Genomic DNA, 18,230 nt, shown 5'->3' on the forward strand with positions numbered 1-18,230 from the left:
TAGAAACGGGTCGCCTTGGGGTTCAGAACGGTACGTCGTCGTCAAGATCGTCGGCGAAGCCGCCGGCCCCGCCACCCTGGTTGAACCCGCCGCGACCGCCGGCGTTCCCGCCGCCGCTGCTGCGACCGCCGCTGCCGCCGCCATAGGACGATCCGCCGCCCTGGCCGCCACCGCCGCCGTAATCGCCGCCAAAGTCGTCGCCGCCACCGCGCGCGCCGCCACCGCCCCCGGCCCCGCCGCCGCCGTTCGGACCATCGAGCATCGTCAGGACGCTGTTGAAACCCTGCAACGTCACTTCGGTCGAATAGCGGTCGTTACCCTGCGGATCCTGCCACTTCCGGGTGGTCAGCGCGCCCTCGATATAGACCTTCGATCCTTTGCGCAGGAACCGCTCGGCGACGTTGGCCAGACCCTCGTTGAAGATCTTGACCGTGTGCCACTCGGTCTTTTCCTTGCGTTCGCCGGAGCTCTTGTCCTTCCACGATTCGGACGTGGCGATCCGCAGTTCGACGACCTTGCCGCCATTCTGGAACGAGCGGCTTTCCGGGTCGCGCCCCAGATTGCCGACCAGAATGACCTTGTTGACGCTACCGGCCATGAAACGCTCCGTTGATTGGCTAGAGGCCCAGCGCGACGGCGGACCAGTATGTGATTCCGGCCATGACATAGGCGGCCAGGAACAGATAGCCAACCATGAACGCGGGCCACTTCCACCCATTCGTCTCGCGCCGGGTCACGGCGATGGTCGATATGCACTGCGGGGCGAAGACGAACCACATCAGGAAGGCCAGCGCGGTCGGCAGGCTCCAGCCCGCCTTCAGCCGCTCGGTGATCGCCACCTGCCCCCGCTCGGCCTCGGGATTGTCGATGGCATAGACGGTGGCGATCGCGGCCACCGCAACCTCGCGCGCGGCCATCGCCGGGATCAGCGCGAGCGCAATGTCGCGATTGAACCCGATCGGCCGGACGACGACCTCCAGCCCGTTGGCGATCCGGCCGGCGATCGAATAGTTGACCGGCGACACCGCACTGCCCTCAGGCGGCTTGGGGAAGCTGAGCAGCGCCCACAGCACGATCGTCGTCAGCGCGATCGTCGTACCGGCACGTTTCAGGAACACGACCGCGCGCTGCCACAGGCCCAGCAGCACGTCGCGCAGGCGCGGCCACTGATATTTCGGCATCTCCATCATGAAGCCGGACGACGCGCCCTTGGTCACGGTGCGGCGCAGGACCAGCGCGGCGACGAACGCCCCGGCGATGCCCATGACGTAGAGACCCAGCAGGACCAGTCCCTGCAACCCGACGAACGGCAGGACGCGGCGATCGGGGATGAAGGCGGCGATGATGATGGTATAGACCGGCAGCCGCGCCGAACAGGTCATCAGCGGCGCGATCAGGATCGTGGTCAGCCGGTCCTTCTCGTCGTCGATCGTGCGCGTCGCCATGATGCCGGGGACGGCACAGGCGAAGGACGACAACAGGGGTATGAACGCCCGGCCCGACAGGCCGACCTGCGCCATCAGCCGGTCCATCAGGAACGCGGCGCGGACCATGTAGCCGGTCGCCTCCAGCACCAGGATGAACGCGAACAGGATCAGGATCTGCGGCAGGAAGACGATGACCGCGCCGACCCCGGCGATCAGCCCGTCGGTCAGGAACGACCGGAAGACGCCGGCCGGCAGTACCCCGTCGATCCAGCCATCGAGCAGCGCGAAACCGCCCTCGATCCAGCCGATCGGTGCCTCCGACCAGGTGAATACCGCCTGGAACATGATGAACAGCAGCGCGACCAGTACGATCGGCCCCGACACCGGGTGCAGCGCCACCGCGTCGAGCGTGTGGCTCCAGCGACGGCCCGGCGTTTCCGACACGGTGGCGGCGGTGGCGATGCGGCGCGCGCGGCGTTGCAGCGTCACGATATCCTCGGCGATGCTGCCGTCCGACGCGCGCAGGCGGACGATGTCGCCGGTCCGCGTGGCGGTCGCCCGGCCGATCGCCGCCGACAGGTCGTCCAGCCCGCGCCGCCGTACCGCGACGGTCGGGATCACCGGCACGCCCAGTTCGCGTTCCAGCACCTGCGTATCCAGCGTCAGCCCGTCACGCTCGGCCAGGTCGACCATGTTCAGCGCGACGACGACCGGCAGGCCGAGCGCGATCAGCTGCAACGCGAAGCGCAGGTGATTGTCGAGATTGGCGGCGTCGAGGACGACAACCAGCGCATCGGGCAGGCGCTCGCCATCCTGCGTTCCGGTCACGACATCACGCGTGACGCGTTCGTCAGGGGAGGACGGGTCGAGACTGTAGGCGCCGGGCAGGTCGACCAGTTCGACCGGCCGCCCGTCGGCCAGCACCAGCCGGCCGGTCTTGCGCTCGACCGTCACGCCGGGATAATTGCCGACCTTCTGCCGGGCACCGGTCAGGGCGTTGAACAGCGCGCTCTTGCCGGCATTGGGATTACCGACCAGCGCCACCAGCGGTGCAGCGTTCATTTATCCGGCGAGCGGTGCGACGTGGATGGCACCGGCAACCGCACGGCGCAGCGCCACGGTCATCCGGCCGATGCGACAGGCGATCGGCCCCTGTCCCAGCGTGGCCCGGTGCAGCACCTCGACGCCCACGCCCTCATCGAACCCCAGCTCGCGCAGGCGGCGGGCCTCCGGCACGGCCAGCCGGTCCCACTCGATCACAGCGACGGTGGCGCGCTGGTTGCGGGGCAGGCGTTCGAGGCTGAGATCGGCGGGGCTGAGATCGGCTTGCGTCGGGCTGGGCATGTCGTGGCTATATCGGTGATGCGATTGATTATCAATTACCCATCACACCCCCGCCAACACTGCCCGGGCCGACACCGCCGGGACGGTTACACGACGGGATAGCGCAACCGCCCGATGAAGCGGGCAAGGCTGGGGGTGTGGCGGGTGCGGCGGGTAAACCCGGCCTTGGCCTTTTCAAACCGCATGATGCCGTCGATACGCCGCCCCAGAAAGGCGTGCGTTTCCGCCAGGTCGTCTCTGTCGTCGGTCAGCATCGCGTTGATCGTCGCGGCGTAGACGCCCAGCAGGATCGTCCGCTTGGTATAGTGATTGTAATCGGTCGCGGTGTCGCCGGCGATCCGCCAGATCAGGTCGACCGTCCGCCAGCCGAGCCGCGCCGCCACCGCGATGTTCTGCGGCATGGCCAGGATGGCGAGCGCGCGGCGCAACGATTCGCGGTTCGGCGCAACCGCATCCAGCCGCGCCTCGACCAGGGCCGTGATCCGCGCGCGGATCTTCATCGCGGCGATCGCGCCGGCCGGAACCGCACCGATCATCGCCCGGTCGACATCGGCGAACCAGGCGTCGATCATGTCGACCGCGCCGCCGGGATAGGCGATGCGGGCAATGTCGCGATCGACGCCGGCCGCATCCGCCGCCATGTCGCGCGCGGCGTCACCCCAGCCGTCGAACGCGGCGTTGGTCGCGATTCCCGGGGCCAGCGCGGCGCGGATCTCGTCGAGGGTCGCGTCTTCCATCGTCATCGTTCGTCTCCCGTCCCCAAGATAGCCCCGGCGTCGCGCGGCGCAACCGGGGCCGCGCGCGTGACCATGACCAGTGCGATGCCGACCATCCCCGCCCCGACCAGATCGACCAGCCCCAGCCGCTCGCCATAGGCGATCCAGCCGATGACCCCCGCCATCACCGGCTGCATCAGCAGCGCGATGCCGATGACCAGCGGCGTGAACTTGCCCAGCACATACACCATCAGCCCCTGCCCCAGCACCTGGCTGCACAGCGCCAGCGCGATCAGCGGCGTCCAGGTCGCCGGCAGGATCCGCTCCCCCATCGCCAGTGCGAACAGCAGCAGCGGCACGACGCTGAACAGCGTCGACATCGCCAGCGCGGACAACGGAGCCAGGCTGTCCCGCGCGCGCGCCATCAGCACGAAATACGCGGTGTAGAGAATGCCCGCCAGCAGACAGAACAGGTCGCCGACCAGATTGCGCGGATCCAGCTGATAGGAGCGCCCCATCAGCAGCATCGCCCCCGCCGCCGCCAGCACCAGCGCCAGCGCCTGCAACCGCGACGGCCAGGCGCGCACGATCAGGAAGCCATAGATCGGATAGATGAACGTGGCCGAATTGCCGAACAGCGTGGCATTCGCCAGCGTCGTGTGCAGGATGCCGATATGCCACGCCCCCAGGTCACCGGCAAAGCACACGCCCGCCACCACCAGCACCGTCCACAACCGCGCGTCGAGCCGTCGGGGTCGCGCGCCACCGGCCAGCGCGGCCAGCGCCAGCACCGGCGCGGCCAGCGCGATCCGCCAGAACGCCGACGAAACCGGGCCGGTATCCGCCATCCGGACGAACCACGGACCGAACGCCAGTGCCAGGTTAGCGACGATCAACGCAGCGACGGCGCCGGCACCCGCCCGCGGCCGTGCCGGCGCGGCTATGCGCGGCCCATCCGAAAAAGCCGGTTTTCGCGATCGGGCAAACGACGTCTTTGTGGGGGGAATAGTTTTTCTTGGTCGTTCGGGCCGGTGCATCCCGCCCTGTAACGCCCCATCTGCGATCCGTCAGTTTTTAAGACTATTCGTTTGCAAGTCGTTTGTAAGGAAATTCCGATGCCGACCGTCTTTGATCCCATCCAGCTCGGCGCGATCGCCGCCCCCAACCGGATCTTCATGGCCCCGCTGACACGCGGACGTGCCGACCGTGATGCGGTGCCGACGCCGATAATGGTCGATTACTATGCACAGCGCGCCGGTGCCGGCCTCATCATCTCCGAAGCGACCGGCATCAGCCGCGAGGGTCTTGGCTGGCCGTTCGCGCCGGGCCTGTGGTCCGACGCACAGGTCGAGGGCTGGAAGCCGGTCACCGCCGCCGTGCACGCCGCCGGCGGCCGGATCATCGCGCAACTGTGGCACATGGGACGGCAGGTCCATTCGTCGGTGATCGGCCAGCAGCCGGTATCGTCCTCGGCCACCGCGACCCAGGGCCAGGCGCACACTTATGAGGGCAAGCAGGATTTCGAGACTGCGCGCCCGCTGACCCTCGACGAGATCCCGCGCCTGCTGGAGGAGTATGAGCATGCGGCGCGCAATGCCATCGCCGCCGGGTTCGACGGGGTGCAGATCCATGCCGCCAACGGGTATCTGATCGACCAGTTCCTGCGCGACAACGCGAACCTGCGCGACGACCGGTACGGCGGCTCGCCGGAAAACCGCATCCGCCTGCTGATCGAGGTGACCGAGCGGGTCGCGGCCGCGATCGGGGCCCACCGCACCGCCGTGCGCCTGTCGCCCAATGGTGAATCGCAGGGCGTCGACGACAGCGATCCGGCATCGGTCTTCGTGCCGGCGGCCAGGGCGCTGTCAGCGATCGGCATCGCCTTCCTCGAACTGCGCGAACCCGGCCCGGACGGCACCTTCGGCAAGACCGACGTGCCCAAGCTGTCGCCGCAGATCCGCGAGGTCTTCACCGGCCCGCTGGTCCTGAACTCGGATTACACGCGAGAGGAAGCGGATGCCGATCTGACCGCGGGGAAGGCCGACGCGATCACCTTCGGCCGCCCGTTCATCGCCAACCCCGACCTGCCCGAACGCTTCCGCCAGAACGCCCCGCTGGCCGCCGACAGCATGAAGACGTGGTACAGCCAGGGACCGGAGGGGTACATCGACTACCCGGCGCTGGAAGCGGCCACGGTTTAAGAGTCAAAATCTGACAGATATGTTTCCCATCGTCATTGCGACGGTGGGAAACATGGTTCTGATCTGACCGTTAAATTCAAAAGATTATTTCGTCGGGTAAATCTGATCCCAACTGCAAAGCATGGTCTTCTGCGGTTTTCCGATATTTCGCTCGACCAAGCTTAGATATATTTTTCGATTTTCGCTGTTATCCCGATCAAGGCCCGCAGTACTCTTTCCACTTACATAAAGTGGCGTATCCACCACGATATCTTTGAAGTTATGCCGTTCACAGCAAAACTTGAAAAAAGAATCTTCGCCACCGTATCGACCTGAGAACTGCTCGTCATATCCGCCAATTTCATCAAAATCAGCCTTATGTATCATAAAACTGTTGATGTGGCTCTTGATCTCGTACCATTCTTTTTCAGGGCTAAGTCTGAATCGTTTAAAGCGAGCCACTTCTCCCCGCTTGAGGTTGCCAGCATCCTCAACAAAACTATCGATATCTTCACCCTTGATAGTATGATCAACATCGATGAGAAGAATTTTATCGCTCTTTGCTTCCTTAACGCCAATATTTCGAGCCGCTGGCATGTTCCATGCGATATCTTCGACAATCCTAAAAACTCGAAGATTTTTTATACCTTCAAAAATAGAATTATCTATTTTTTCACTACTGTGATCATCGACCAAAATAAAATCGAAATAATTTGGATATGCTGAATCAAGGCGCTGGAATGACTCCAGCATCCCTTCTATTGATCGCTGATTATTGTAATAGTGACTAACTATCGAAATCAACATTATCTACCTCAAATCTAGAATGGAATCATGCTGCTTTGCGACACTGTATCTTGCTAGTGCTCGACAGTTAGTTTTTAGATTTTTTACCGGGCATGATGTTCGAGACGCTCTACCCTAATTTTTAGCTACCGTGTTGCGATTGATAACGTCAACTTGCGAATTGTAACCGAAAATAACTGAATTTCTCTCAACTACAGGGCAATTATGCCACAATTGGTATTTGAGCAAAACCCTTGTTACAAGTCACCCCGCAAACCGCTCCCGCAGCGCGAGCATCGCCAGGGCCGCCTTCGCCGCGCCGCCGCCCTTGTCGCCTTCGCTGACCCTGGCGCGGGTCAGCGCCTGCGCTTCGGTTTCGACGGTCAGGATGCCGTTGCCGATCGGGATGCCCTCCAGCGTCAGCGCCATGATGCCGCGCGCGCTCTCGTTCGACACGACCTCGAAATGATAGGTTTCGCCGCGGATGATGACGCCCAGCGCGACATAGCCGTCATACGTCTCGCTCGCGTCGGCCAGCGCGATCGCGCCGGGCACTTCCAGCGCGCCGGGCACGGTCACGACCTCGTGGGTGTGGCCCGCCGCCGCGATCGCCGCCTTCGCGCCCTCGATCAGCAGGTCGTTGAGATGGTCGTAGAATCGCGCCTCGACGATCAAAATATGGGCCATGTCATTCGCCTCCGGTGCCGGGAATGGGACGCTCGCCGACGATCGACAGGCCGTACCCTTCGAGCGCGACGAGCGTGTGGTGGGTGTTGGTCAGCAGGATCATGTCCTGCACGCCCAGATCGGCCAGGATCTGCGCGCCGATGCCGTAATCGCGCAGTTCCTCGACTTCCGGCGCGCCGGCGCTCTTGCCCTCGCCGCGCAGGCGGATGAAGCGCGAGACGCTGTCCTTCATCGGCCGGTTGATGACGACGATGACACCGGTGCCCTCCTCGGCGATCAGTTCCATCGAACGCGATAGCAGGCCGGACCGCTCGTTCGCCTCGCCGAACGCGTCGACGAAATAGGACAGGGTGTGCATCCGGACCAGCGTCGGCGAATCCGGGTCGATCCGGCCCTTCACCAGCGCGATCTGTTCGTCGCCGGTCGCCTTGTTGAAGAAGGTCATGGCACGCCAGTCGCCGCCCCACTTGCTCTCGAACATCATTTCCGCGCGCTTCTCGACCAGATGGTCGTGACGGCGGCGATAGGCGATCAGGTCGCGGATCGTGCCGATCTTCAGATTGTGGAACTGCGCGAAGGTGACGAGGTCGTCCATCCGCGACATCGTCCCGTCCTCGTTCATGATCTCGCAGATCACGCCCGAGGGATTGAGGCCGGCAAGGCGCGACACGTCGACCGCCGCCTCGGTATGGCCGGCGCGCACCAGCACGCCGCCGTCGCGCGCGACCAGCGGGAAGACATGGCCCGGCGTCACGATCTCGTCCGCACCCTTGCCCGCGTCGATCGCCACCGCGATCGTGCGTGCGCGGTCGGCGGCGGAAATGCCGGTGGTCACCCCGTCCCGCGCCTCGATCGACACGGTGAACGCGGTTTCGTGGCGCGTGCCGTTGTGGCGGCTCATCAGGCCGAGGCCAAGCTGCTCGACCCGCGTCTTGGTCATCGCGAGGCAGATCAGGCCGCGACCATGGCGGGCCATGAAGTTGATCTTTTCCGGGGTCGCCATCTGCGCGGGGATGACCAGATCACCCTCGTTCTCGCGGTCCTCGTCATCGACCAGGATGAACATGCGGCCGTTCTTGGCCTCGTCGATGATTTCCTCCGGGGTCGACAGAAACGCGTGGCGCAGGCGCGCAACTTCAGGCTTTTGCACGATAATGCTCCATGCGTTGCAGGTAACGGGCGAGGACGTCGATCTCGATGTTGACGATATCGCCGACAGCAAGACCGCCGATCGTGGTCATCGCCTGGGTATGCGGGATCACGTTGATCCAGAAGCGGCTGACGGGGCCGTCGTCATCGACGCCGTTGACGGTCAGCGACACGCCGTCGACCGTCACCGATCCCTTGGTCGCCAGATACGGCGCGAGGGTCGCGGGCACGGTGATGTCGATCCGTTTCGAATCGCCCTCCGCCGTCACCGACGTCACCTCGGCCATGTCGTCGACGTGGCCCGTGACGATATGGCCGCCCAGCTCGTCGCCCAGCTTCATCGCGCGTTCCAGGTTCAGTCGGCGGCCTTGCGTCCACTGCCCCTGCGCGGTGCGGGCGATCGTCTCACCCGACACGTCGACCGCGAACCAGCCGGGGCTGCCCGCCGCCGACTTGTCGACCACGGTCAGGCATACGCCCGAACAGGCGATCGACGCGCCCAGATCGACGTCGCCCATGTCATAGGCGGTTTCGACGACCACGCGCGTATCGCCGCGCTGGTCGACGCGGGCGATGCGCCCGATATCGGTGATGATTCCGGTGAACATCCTCAACCCTCGTTTCGCAGGCGCTCGTAGACCTCCAGCCGGTCGCTGCCAAGCATCCGCGAATCGTACAAGGCCCAGCGTCCGTGCGCGGCGGCCAGACCGGTCAGGCCGATGTCGCCCAACGCGGCCACCCCCCCGCCGATCAGGATCGGTGCGCGGTACAGCACCAGCCGGTCGACCAGATCGGCGGCGAGGAACGCAGCGGCGGTCTGCGCCCCCCCCTCGACCAGCACATGGTCGGCGTCGGGCAGGGTGGCGATCGCCGCGGGCGAGTCGATCCACTGCCAGCCGGAGCGGGTATCGCCCGCGTGCCGGTGGCCAAGCACCACACGGAGGGGCGAGCGATCCGCCAGCCCCGGCAACCGCACGTCGAGTATCGGCGCATCGGCCTCCAGCGTACCGCGCCCGACCAGAATGGCCTCGTGGCGCGCACGTTCGAGATGCGTGTGGGCGCGCGCGCCGGGTCCGGTGATCCAGCGGCTGGCCCCGTCGGCCATCGCGATCCGCCCGTCGAGCGAGGTGGCGAGTTTCAGCGTCACGAAGGGTCGACCAAGCGCGCGGCGCGTCAGGAACCCGGCCATCGACCGCGCGGCCTCGGCTGCGCGGACACCGACATCGACCGGGATCCCGGCGTCCCGCAGCCGGGCAAAACCCGATCCATCGGTGCGCGGGTCGGGATCGCCGAGCGCGGCGACGACGCGAGCGATGCCCGCCGCCGCCAGCAGGTCGCTGCACGCCGCCCCCCGCGCCGATCGGTGCGCGCAGGGTTCCAGCGTGACATAGGCGGTGGCACCCGCTGCCCGGGCGCCCGCCTGCCCCAGCGCCATCGCCTCAGCATGGGGACGCCCCCCTGCATGGGTCCAGCCACGGCCGACAACGCGACCATCAGCCACGATGACGCAACCGACATTGGGGTTTGGGGCGGTCCGCCCGCGCGTTCGCTGTGACAGGGCCAGCGCGACGCCCATCCAGCGCGCATCCATGGACCGGTCGGGGGTCACAGCCCCCAGGACGTCATCCGGTCATCCATTTTCTTGAAGCCCGCACGCACCTCGTCCTCCCGCGCCTTCTGCTCGGCGAGGCGCTTGGCCTTGGTCACCGCGTCGATCTTCTGCTGCGCGCGGATCTCGGCGTCGGTGCGCGTTGCCGGCCATTGTTCGACATAGATGATGTTGGGTTTGTACGCCGGCGCGAAATAGGAGTCCTTGGCGAAGGCGTAGACGAAGAACCCGGTGACCAGCATCGCCGCCACCAGGAAACCCAGTTCGTAACGCTCGCGGCCCGCCAGGAAGACCCGCAGATCGCGATACGCCCGGACAGGGGACATGTTGCGCAGGAAGTTCATGAACCGAAGATAGGCGCGCCGCCCGTCCAAGGCCAGCCCCAAGGCTTGTGCCGGGCGGATACGCCGGACAGGCTTGCGCGTTGTCCCCCCAGGCAGAGGAGAATTGCGGCGATGCTCGAACATATTCCGGCCTGGCTTGGCCATGCCCTCGTCAACGTCCGCGCCGGGGCGGAGAAACTGACCGTGCTGCAACCCGGCCTAGTCGACATCGGTCATGCGACGCTGGAGCTGTCCAGCCCCGCCTTTGCCCAGGATGCGATGATGCCGGCGCGGTTCACCGCAGATGGCGAAGGCGTGTCCCCGCCGCTGGTCTGGAGCGCGCCACCGACCGGCACCGCGTCATTCGCGCTGCTGGTCGAGGATGCCGACGCGCCAGCGCTGCAACCGCTGGTTCATGCCATCATCTGGGGCATCCCCGCCGATACCGGCCGGCTGGCGGAAGGTGCGATCGTGGCCGAGGGCGCGGGCGATGCGCAGGGTGACGTCGGTCGCAATTCCTATCTGCGCGAGGGCTGGCTGCCGCCCGATCCCCCGACCGGGCACGGCGACCACCGCTATGCGTTCCAGCTGTTCGCGCTGGACGCGACCACACCGGATCCGGGCGACAGCCCCGGGCGCGGGGCGCTGGTCGAGGCGATGACGGGTCATGTGCTGGCGGCGGGATTGCTCGTGGGCCGGTATGCACGCGGTGCGGTGGCGGATGCGCCGGTCACGGGCGGCGGCTCGTTTTCCGGCCTGCCGGGGTCCGTCGCCCCGGCCTGATCCGCCTGACGGTGCCTTATATGCTGTGTCGAAACCCGTTCAGGCGACGGGGAGGACGGGTACGGCGGCGCTGATCGCGACGGCAGCGAAGAAGAAGGCGGCGGCGACAGAAGCGACGATGCGGGCGGCTTCAAAACGGATGGTCATGGCGGTGTGTCCCTTTTTGTCGGCATCCGACCTGTTCGGTGCCGATGCCAGAAGGGTTTGCACGCGCCGTGCCAGTTTTGGGTTTCGCGTTATATCAGAGCCTTGAGACGCCGCCGCTTCATTATTGGCAAAAAGCGCCACATCGTCGCGGCGGTTCACGCCACAATATGGCGATCTATTTCCGCATCTCTATGCGGTCGCGACCATTGGCCTTCGCGGCGTAGAGCAGCCGGTCCGCACGATTGAGCGCCTCGTCCATCGCCTCGTCCGCTTCCACCTCGACCAGCCCCGCCGACAGGGTGATCTGACCGATCGGACGATCGGTATCGCGGCAGCGAAATCGCTTGGCGCGAACGCTGGACCGGGCGGCTTCCAGCATCGCGCACGCGGCGTTCGGCTCGACCCCGGTCAGCAGGATCGCAAACTCCTCGCCGCCGTAGCGCGACACAACCTGACCGGCGCAATCGTCGACCAGGATGCGGCCGATCGCATTCAAGACCCGATCGCCCACGGCATGACCGAATTCGTCGTTGATCCGCTTGAACCGATCCACATCGCAGATCGCCACCAATCGGGGCAGGCCGGTTGCGGTGGACCGGTCGAACGCTTCCTGAAACGCGCGCCGATTGGGCAGGCCGGTCATCGGGTCGCGGCGCGCACTGTCATGCGCCTCCTCAAGCCGTACGCGCAGATCCTCGGACTCCTGCACCGCAGCGGCAAGCCTGATCTCGGCGTCACGGACCCGCGACACCATGGTGGCGGCCAGCCGGGCGATCTCGGACGAAAAGTCATTGACCGGAATCAGGGTCAGCGCCTGCGCGTTTTCGGCCAGGTCGCGCCCGAAATCGGCGGTTTCGCTATGGATCGCACGGACCATCGCCGCGAAATCGGCGACCTGCAACTGGGTGGAGGCGACCAGACGGTCGGCCTCGTCGTTCGCCGCAGTCGGCACCGGCGGCACGACCGCCATCAGCGACACGCCGGCAACCGCGATGGTCGCGTGCGGATCGGTCGGGCGGCCGGTCGCGACGATGCCGCCGAGCGCTTCGATATCCTGCCGGGTCAGGCGGACGCCGTCCTCGGTCAGGCGGGCGACGGCCAGCGCGATCGCGCTGCCGGGATCGCGCAGCACCTCGTGCGCGAACGCATAATGCGTCGGCTCCGCGCTCAGTCGATTGGCGGCGAGGAAGGCACCGACACGATCGAACAGATCGTCGTCGGTACTCCCCTCAAGCCATATCTGCGCCGTATTCGCGCTGTGCATCCGTTCCTCACCGCCTTTGATATCGTCGGCGGGCAGCTTAGGTCCGGATTGGTTATGATTGCGTCACCGCGCGCGCAGTTTCTGCACGGCGGCCAGCGTCAGCGCGACATGCTCGGCCGGGTTCATGTCGTCATGGACGAACACGATGCGACCATCGCGGCCGATGACATAGCTGGTCCGCTTGGTGATCTCGCGGCCCGCCATCTTGCGGCCCAGCGCGACGTCATACCCCGCGACCACCGCCGGGCCGGCGCTGGCGACGGTGAACTTGCCCGCGCAGTCGGCGGACGAGAACTTCACCAGCGGCTCGATCGGATCGGCGGACATGCCGATGACGGTCGCGCCGGCCGCCTTGAACGCGCCGATCTTCTCGGCGAAGGCGCGCGCCTCGGCGCTGCACCCGGACGTGAAGGCGGCGGGGAAGAAATACAGGACCACCGGCCCCTTCTTCAGCTGGTCGGCCAGATGGATCGTCGACACCTTGCCGGCCATCGCCCCGCGCGTCGTGAAGTCGGGGGCCTTCGACCCCGGCGACAGCGCGGCGACGGCGGGGGATGCGGCGAGCATCAGGGCGGCAGCGACAGCAAGATTGCGCATTGGGAAAAACTCCGAGGAAGGCATGGCGTGACGCTAGGCGCTTGGACGCGACCCGTCCATTGCCCGTACCGCCCGGAACCGATAGGCGGTGGCGATGCGCGTCACTCAAGCCGATATCGACTTCGCCTGCACCCTCGCCGATGCGGCGGGTGCGGCGATCCGCCCCTATTTCCGCCAGCCGCACGGCGTCGAGACCAAGGCGGACGGATCGCCCGTCACGCTGGCCGACCGCGCGGCCGAAAGCGCGATCCGACGGCTGCTCGACGCCGAACGGTCGGGCGACGGCGTGGTCGGCGAGGAATTCGGCGTGAAGGAGGGGGTGACCGGCCGTCGCTGGATCCTCGACCCGATCGACGGCACCCGCAGCTTCACCGTCGGCCGCCCGATCTTCGGTACGCTGATCGCGCTGGTCGAGGATGGCTGGCCGCTGCTGGGCATCATCGACCAGCCGATCGCGCGCGAGCGCTGGGTGGGTGCCGCCGGCCGCACGACCCTGTTCAACGGCGCGCCCGCGAAAACCCGCGCCTGCCCCGCGCTGGAGGGGGCGATCGTCGCGACCACCAGCCCGCATCTGTTCGGCGAGGGCGATGCCGACGCCTACATGGCGCTGATCGCCGCGGCATCGGCCGGCAAACCACGTCAGGGGCCGGTCTATGGCGGCGACTGCTACAATTACGGGCTGCTGGCGTCGGGCCATCTCGACATCGTCTGCGAATCGGGCCTGCAGCTGTATGACTTCGCCGCGCTGGCCCCGATCGTCGAGGGCGCGGGCGGGCGCATGTGCGACTGGAACGGCGACCCGCTGACCGCCGACAGCGACGGGCGCGTTCTGGCGATCGGCGATCCGGCGCGGGTCGACGACGTGCTGGAGGCGCTCCACGCACGCCATGGGCACGGCGGCCATGGGCATCACGATCACGACTGATTGCGTTCGGCCCGACTTGCGTCTATGCGGCCCGCTTCCTCGAACGTTCGCGTCGAAAGAATCGCCCGGCCAGTGTGGGCTGCCGCGGCGATTGTAGCGAGGGTTCGAAAACCGAAAGGACCAAAATGCCCAAGCTGAAGACCAAGAGCGGCGTCAAGAAACGCTTCAAGCTCACCGCGACCGGCCTGCTGAAGCATGGCGTGGCCGGCAAGCGCCACCGCCTGCTGCACCACAACGGCAAGTACATCCGTCAGAATCGCGGCACCAAGGTGCTGTCGAAGGCCGATACGGCCGCTGTGAAGGCCTGGGCGCCTTACGGCCTGCGTTGAGCTGAGAAGGAATTAGACAATGGCACGCGTAAAACGGGGTGTTACCACCCGCGCCAAGCACAAGAAGATTCTTGAACAGGCAAAGGGCTATTATGGCCGCCGCAAGAATACCATCCGCATCGCCCGCCAGGCCGTCGAAAAGGCCGGCCAGTATGCGTACCGCGATCGCAAGGTCAAGAAGCGCGCCTTCCGCGGCCTGTGGATCCAGCGCATCAACGCCGGCGTCCGCGCCGAGGGCCTGACCTATTCGCGCTTCATGCACGGCTGCAAGCTGGCCGGCATCCAGCTCGACCGCAAGGTTCTGGCCGACATCGCCATGCATGAGGGCGCTGCGTTCAGCGCCATCGTCGCACAGGCGAAGGCCGCACTGCCCGCCGAGGCCGCGTAACCCTACGCGATCAAGGTTTGGTAACGAAAAGGGCATCGGTGGCGACACCGGTGCCCTTTTTGATGCGTATCTCGTTTGGTAACCCGACATATCGGATTGGCCGCGTTCGCCCACTTGTGCACCTTTGCCGAATCATCGCATGTCAGTCGGATGGCCCAGCCTCCCTCCAAAGAAAGACTGATGGAGCTTCGTGCTGCGACGAGGGACAGGGCACCGCATGTGATGACATGCGCTCCCTACCATCGAGGGCCACTCTGCCTTTGGCCACACGCCTGCTTCGACTGCCATAAGTCATGGAAGCTGCCGGACGAAGCTACTGGTAAGTGCCCGGAATGTGGCGCGGCGCTTCATTCAATGGGGCGTGCGTTCAAGGCGCCAAAAAAGTCCGACAACGAGCAATGGGCCAAGGTGCGTTCGCTCTGGTTTGCTGGGTTTCGCTTTGTAAATCACACGCGCTGGCAAGAGGCGGAGCCTTTCCCGAAGCGCTTGCGGGAGGTTGACGACTTCGTCCGCAGAAACCCGCAACATCCGTTCCGGGTCGCAAAAACCAACGGCGGCTAACCACCACTTCCGGACGTAAACGTCTGGATCTGAAGACAACCACAGCCGCTATCCGCGCACCGTAGCGTCCAGCGTGATTACCCCGGTGGGTACAGGACTGGCATAGCCGTAATACACCAACGCCAGCGCCCAGCCTGCAAGGCCCGCCAGCACGGCCCAGGTGACCAGCGCACCGGCCGCGCGGAGGATATTGGGGGTCTTGCCGCCCATGCCCAGCCCGTGGGCGATCCGCGCCGCCACGAACACCGCACCGATGCCCCACAACACCGTGGCCGAGCCACCCGCCAGTTCGATGAGCGCCATCAGGATGAGCACGAACGGCGCGTATTCGATGAAGTTCGCCTGCGCGCGCATGCGGCCAAGCATCATCGCGTCGCCGCCGTCGCCGGTCATCACCTTGGTCTGGAACCGGCCGCGCACGATTCGCATCGCGAGCCACAGGTTCAGGACGGCGGCGGCCGCCGCGATCGTCAATGTCACCGGAAGTATCATGCTCTTTCCCCCACCCAGCCTGCGTGTCTGCCGCCGGATATAGCCGGATTGCTTGCAACGCAGGCCGAAATCGCTATAGGCCCCTCACTTCGCGATGCGTTCGGCCGGTTCATGGCTTTTGCCGCGGCCGGCCCTCGAGTCGGTTGCGGCGGTGCCCTGATCGTTCGATCGTGTCGGTTTTCGCTATCATTCAGTTCAAGACAAGGTGCCGCAATGGCCGTCCCCAAAAGAAAGACTTCGCCCTCCAAGCGCGGCATGCGTCGTGGGCACGACACGCTGACCATCGATTCGTTTCAGGAATGCCCGAACTGCGGCGAACTGAAGCGCCCGCATAATCTTTGCCAGTCGTGCGGCCATTACAACGGTCGGGCCGTTCTCTCGGTCGAGGGCTGAGGCCCGCCACCGGTAAAGAGGACGTAACGACCATGCCCGAGCGCGCCTGGATCGCCGTCGATGCGATGGGCGGGGATGACGGGCTGGCCGTCATGCTGGCCGGTGTCGCGCGTGCGCGGCATCGTTTCGACGACATGGGATTTTTCCTGGTCGGCGACGAATCGGCGATTCGCGATGGGCTGAAGGCGCATCCGAATCTGGCGCAGCATTCGGAAATCGTCCACGCGCCCGAAGTCGTCGGATCCAGCGACAAACCGAGCCAGGCGATTCGCCGGGCCAAGGTCACGTCGATGGGCGTCGCGATCGACCTGGTGAAGCAGAAGCGGGCGGGCGCGGCGGTATCCTCCGGGAATACCGGCGCGCTGATGGCGATGGCCAAGCTGTCGCTGCGGACGATGCCCGGTATCGACCGGCCTGCGCTGGCGGCGTTGCTGCCGACGCTGGGCGACAACGACGTCGTCATGCTCGATCTGGGCGCCAATACCGAGTGCGACGCCCGCAACCTCGTCCAGTTCGCGGTCATGGGTGCGGCCTATGCGCGGACGACGATGGATCTCGCCTCGCCCCGCGTCGCGCTGCTGAACATCGGCAGCGAGGACATGAAGGGGACCGATTCGATCCGCGACGCGGCGCAGGCGCTGCGCCGGGCGGATCATCTGCCGTTGAAGTTCACCGGCTTCATCGAGGGCGACCGCCTGTCGCGCGGCGATGTCGACGTCATCGTCTGCGACGGCTTTTCCGGCAACATCGCGCTGAAGACCGCCGAGGGTACCGCGCGGTTCGTCGCCGACCTGCTGAAACGCGCGTTTCGCAGTTCGGTGCGCTCGAAGATCGGCTTCCTGATCTCCAAGCCGGCGACGCAGTTGCTGCGCGAGCATCTCGACCCCAACAACCACAATGGCGCGGTTTTCCTGGGTCTCAACGGGCTGGTGCTGAAAAGCCATGGCAGCGCGAACGAGCGCGGCGTGGCCACCGCGATCGGGGCGGCGGCCAAGATGGTCCGCGACGACCTGACCCGCCGGATTCTGGACGATCTGGGCAGCGTCGAGTCGCGGATGCCCGCGCCCACGCCGTCTCCGCGATCGACGGCGGACGCCGCATGATCCGATCGGTGATCCTCGGCACGGGATCGGCCCTGCCCGCCAGCCGCGTGTCGAACGCGCAACTGGCCGAGCGGGTCGACACGTCCGACGACTGGATCGTCGAGCGCACCGGCATCCGCTTCCGCCACATCGCGGGCGACGGCGAGACGACCGCGACGCTGGCCGCCGACGCCGCCCGCGCGGCGATCGCCGCCGCCGGGATCGACGCCGGCGATATCGACCTGATCGTGCTGGCGACCGCGACGCCGGACCAGACCTTCCCGGCGACCGCGACCAAGGTGCAGGCGATGCTGGGCATCAACGACTGCGTGGCGTTCGACGTGGCGGCGGTGTGTTCCGGCTTCCTGTACGCGGTACAGGTCGTCGACAGCATGATCCGGTCGGGCGTGGCGAAACGCGCGCTGGTGATCGGTGCGGAGACGTTCAGCCGGATCCTCGACTGGGAGGATCGCACGACCTGCGTCCTGTTCGGCGATGGCGCGGGTGCGATCGTGCTCGCCGCGCAGGACAGCGCCGACGCCGACGGGCGCGGCATATTGGCGACCCGGCTGCACGCCGACGGCCGCCACAACGACCTGTTGTACGTCGATGGCGGACCGTCGACCACCGGTACGGTCGGCAAGCTGCGGATGAAGGGGCGGGAGGTGTTTCGCCACGCCGTCGTCAATCTGGCGTCGGTGATGACCGAGACGCTGGCGCTGGCCGGGCTGACCAGCGACGATGTCGACTGGGTCGTGCCGCATCAGGCCAACGCCCGCATCCTGGATGCGACGGCGCGCAAGCTGGGCCTGGCGCCGGAAAAGGTCGTCGTCACCGTCGACATTCACGCCAACACCTCGGCCGCATCGGTGCCGCTGGCGCTCGACGTAGCGGTGCGCGACGGGCGCGTGAAACAGGGCGATATCGTCGTGCTGGAGGCGATGGGCGGCGGCTTTACCTGGGGTGCCGCAATCGTCCGGTTCTGATGCACCCCGGTCGACCCGACGGGATGACAAACATCTTTCAGTCATCCCGTCTCGGGTGTAAG

24 protein-coding genes are annotated in these 18,230 nt (G+C 66.0%); 9 read left to right on the forward strand and 15 right to left on the reverse strand.

Annotation, left to right across the window (positions count from 1 at the left end; all coding sequences use genetic code 11):
- Window positions 1-22: 22 nt before the first annotated feature.
- The 5 genes from ssb to ASE75_RS10610 form a co-directional block, all read right to left on the reverse strand.
- Entirely contained in the window at window positions 23-598 is a 576-nt protein-coding gene (gene ssb, locus ASE75_RS10590; protein ID WP_055933079.1) for a single-stranded DNA-binding protein, read from the reverse strand.
- A gap of 19 nt (window positions 599-617) precedes the next feature.
- Window positions 618-2,489: a ferrous iron transporter B gene (feoB, locus tag ASE75_RS10595; protein WP_055933081.1), complete on the reverse strand. Its 1,872-nt coding sequence runs from the start codon at window positions 2,487-2,489 to the stop codon at window positions 618-620.
- Window positions 2,490-2,771 (reverse strand): FeoA family protein, encoded by a 282-nt coding sequence (locus ASE75_RS10600; protein ID WP_055933083.1) that lies wholly within the window; start codon window positions 2,769-2,771, stop codon window positions 2,490-2,492.
- Between the two features lie 86 nt (window positions 2,772-2,857).
- Window positions 2,858-3,514 carry a COQ9 family protein gene (locus ASE75_RS10605; protein ID WP_055933086.1) on the reverse strand — a complete coding sequence of 219 codons (657 nt, stop codon included), beginning with the start codon at window positions 3,512-3,514 and terminating at the stop codon, window positions 2,858-2,860.
- Window positions 3,511-4,383: a DMT family transporter gene (locus tag ASE75_RS10610; RefSeq protein WP_327196314.1), complete on the reverse strand. Its 873-nt coding sequence runs from the start codon at window positions 4,381-4,383 to the stop codon at window positions 3,511-3,513. The genes ASE75_RS10605 and ASE75_RS10610 overlap by 4 nt, the downstream gene beginning before the upstream one ends.
- 219 nt (window positions 4,384-4,602) lie before the next feature.
- Between ASE75_RS10610 and ASE75_RS10615 the strand changes: the two genes are divergently transcribed.
- Entirely contained in the window at window positions 4,603-5,688 is a 1,086-nt protein-coding gene (locus tag ASE75_RS10615) for an alkene reductase (protein ID WP_055933089.1), read from the forward strand.
- Window positions 5,689-5,772: 84 nt separating this feature from the next.
- On the opposite strand, the gene ASE75_RS15165 is transcribed toward ASE75_RS10615, so the two are convergent.
- The 6 genes from ASE75_RS15165 to ASE75_RS10645 form a co-directional block, all read right to left on the reverse strand.
- The gene (locus ASE75_RS15165; protein WP_082463915.1) at window positions 5,773-6,474 is read right to left on the reverse strand and encodes a glycosyltransferase; all 702 of its coding nucleotides are present in this window, start codon (window positions 6,472-6,474) and stop codon (window positions 5,773-5,775) included.
- A gap of 243 nt (window positions 6,475-6,717) precedes the next feature.
- Window positions 6,718-7,140, reverse strand: coding sequence for a 6,7-dimethyl-8-ribityllumazine synthase (gene ribH / locus ASE75_RS10625; protein ID WP_055933094.1), 423 nt, complete (start codon window positions 7,138-7,140; stop codon window positions 6,718-6,720).
- 1 nt (window position 7,141) lies between these two features.
- Complete coding sequence (gene ribB / locus ASE75_RS10630) at window positions 7,142-8,290, reverse strand: 3,4-dihydroxy-2-butanone-4-phosphate synthase (RefSeq protein ID WP_055933097.1); 1,149 nt, start codon at window positions 8,288-8,290, stop codon at window positions 7,142-7,144.
- A complete protein-coding gene (locus tag ASE75_RS10635; RefSeq protein WP_055933099.1) occupies window positions 8,277-8,897 on the reverse strand; it encodes a riboflavin synthase in 621 nt (206 codons plus the stop codon). The genes ribB and ASE75_RS10635 overlap by 14 nt, the downstream gene beginning before the upstream one ends.
- A 2-nt stretch (window positions 8,898-8,899) precedes the next feature.
- Entirely contained in the window at window positions 8,900-9,880 is a 981-nt protein-coding gene (gene ribD, locus ASE75_RS10640; protein ID WP_327196315.1) for a bifunctional diaminohydroxyphosphoribosylaminopyrimidine deaminase/5-amino-6-(5-phosphoribosylamino)uracil reductase RibD, read from the reverse strand.
- Window positions 9,881-9,894: 14 nt separating this feature from the next.
- Complete coding sequence (locus tag ASE75_RS10645; RefSeq protein ID WP_235512644.1) at window positions 9,895-10,386, reverse strand: hypothetical protein; 492 nt, start codon at window positions 10,384-10,386, stop codon at window positions 9,895-9,897.
- Here ASE75_RS10645 and ASE75_RS10650 point away from each other — a divergent pair.
- Window positions 10,354-11,004: a YbhB/YbcL family Raf kinase inhibitor-like protein gene (locus ASE75_RS10650; RefSeq protein WP_055933102.1), complete on the forward strand. Its 651-nt coding sequence runs from the start codon at window positions 10,354-10,356 to the stop codon at window positions 11,002-11,004. The genes ASE75_RS10645 and ASE75_RS10650 overlap by 33 nt on opposite strands.
- Before the next feature lie 39 nt (window positions 11,005-11,043).
- On the opposite strand, the gene ASE75_RS15480 is transcribed toward ASE75_RS10650, so the two are convergent.
- The 3 genes from ASE75_RS15480 to ASE75_RS10660 form a co-directional block, all read right to left on the reverse strand.
- Window positions 11,044-11,310, reverse strand: coding sequence for a hypothetical protein (locus ASE75_RS15480; protein ID WP_156340381.1), 267 nt, complete (start codon window positions 11,308-11,310; stop codon window positions 11,044-11,046).
- 16 nt (window positions 11,311-11,326) lie between these two features.
- Window positions 11,327-12,415 (reverse strand): GGDEF domain-containing protein, encoded by a 1,089-nt coding sequence (locus ASE75_RS10655; protein ID WP_055933104.1) that lies wholly within the window; start codon window positions 12,413-12,415, stop codon window positions 11,327-11,329.
- Between the two features lie 63 nt (window positions 12,416-12,478).
- Entirely contained in the window at window positions 12,479-13,012 is a 534-nt protein-coding gene (locus tag ASE75_RS10660; protein ID WP_055933107.1) for a peroxiredoxin, read from the reverse strand.
- Between the two features lie 94 nt (window positions 13,013-13,106).
- Between ASE75_RS10660 and ASE75_RS10665 the strand changes: the two genes are divergently transcribed.
- The 4 genes from ASE75_RS10665 (at window position 13,107) to ASE75_RS15485 (ending at window position 15,215) form a co-directional block, all read left to right on the forward strand.
- The gene (locus ASE75_RS10665; RefSeq protein WP_055933110.1) at window positions 13,107-13,937 is read left to right on the forward strand and encodes an inositol monophosphatase family protein; all 831 of its coding nucleotides are present in this window, start codon (window positions 13,107-13,109) and stop codon (window positions 13,935-13,937) included.
- Between the two features lie 125 nt (window positions 13,938-14,062).
- On the forward strand, window positions 14,063-14,266 hold the full coding sequence (gene rpmI / locus ASE75_RS10670; protein ID WP_055933113.1) for a 50S ribosomal protein L35: 204 nt from the start codon (window positions 14,063-14,065) through the stop codon (window positions 14,264-14,266).
- 19 nt (window positions 14,267-14,285) lie between these two features.
- Window positions 14,286-14,654 (forward strand): 50S ribosomal protein L20, encoded by a 369-nt coding sequence (gene rplT / locus ASE75_RS10675; RefSeq protein WP_055933116.1) that lies wholly within the window; start codon window positions 14,286-14,288, stop codon window positions 14,652-14,654.
- Window positions 14,655-15,008: 354 nt separating this feature from the next.
- Complete coding sequence (locus ASE75_RS15485) at window positions 15,009-15,215, forward strand: hypothetical protein (protein ID WP_156340383.1); 207 nt, start codon at window positions 15,009-15,011, stop codon at window positions 15,213-15,215.
- Window positions 15,216-15,263: 48 nt separating this feature from the next.
- On the opposite strand, the gene ASE75_RS10680 is transcribed toward ASE75_RS15485, so the two are convergent.
- Window positions 15,264-15,707, reverse strand: coding sequence for an MAPEG family protein (locus ASE75_RS10680; protein WP_055933118.1), 444 nt, complete (start codon window positions 15,705-15,707; stop codon window positions 15,264-15,266).
- A 213-nt stretch (window positions 15,708-15,920) separates the two neighbouring features.
- Here ASE75_RS10680 and rpmF point away from each other — a divergent pair, with 213 nt between their 5' ends.
- The 3 genes from rpmF to ASE75_RS10690 are packed head-to-tail and all read left to right on the forward strand — an operon-like array spanning window position 15,921 to window position 18,168.
- Window positions 15,921-16,100, forward strand: a complete 180-nt coding sequence (gene rpmF / locus ASE75_RS15170) for a 50S ribosomal protein L32 (RefSeq protein WP_082463916.1) — start codon at window positions 15,921-15,923, stop codon at window positions 16,098-16,100.
- Between the two features lie 32 nt (window positions 16,101-16,132).
- Window positions 16,133-17,203 (forward strand): phosphate acyltransferase PlsX, encoded by a 1,071-nt coding sequence (gene plsX, locus ASE75_RS10685; protein ID WP_055933121.1) that lies wholly within the window; start codon window positions 16,133-16,135, stop codon window positions 17,201-17,203.
- A complete protein-coding gene (locus ASE75_RS10690; RefSeq protein WP_055933124.1) occupies window positions 17,200-18,168 on the forward strand; it encodes a beta-ketoacyl-ACP synthase III in 969 nt (322 codons plus the stop codon). Before plsX ends, ASE75_RS10690 begins: the two co-directional genes overlap by 4 nt.
- The last annotated feature ends 62 nt before the right edge of the window (window positions 18,169-18,230 follow it).

Source organism: Sphingomonas sp. Leaf17, assembly GCF_001421505.1.
Taxonomy (GTDB): domain Bacteria; phylum Pseudomonadota; class Alphaproteobacteria; order Sphingomonadales; family Sphingomonadaceae; genus Sphingomonas.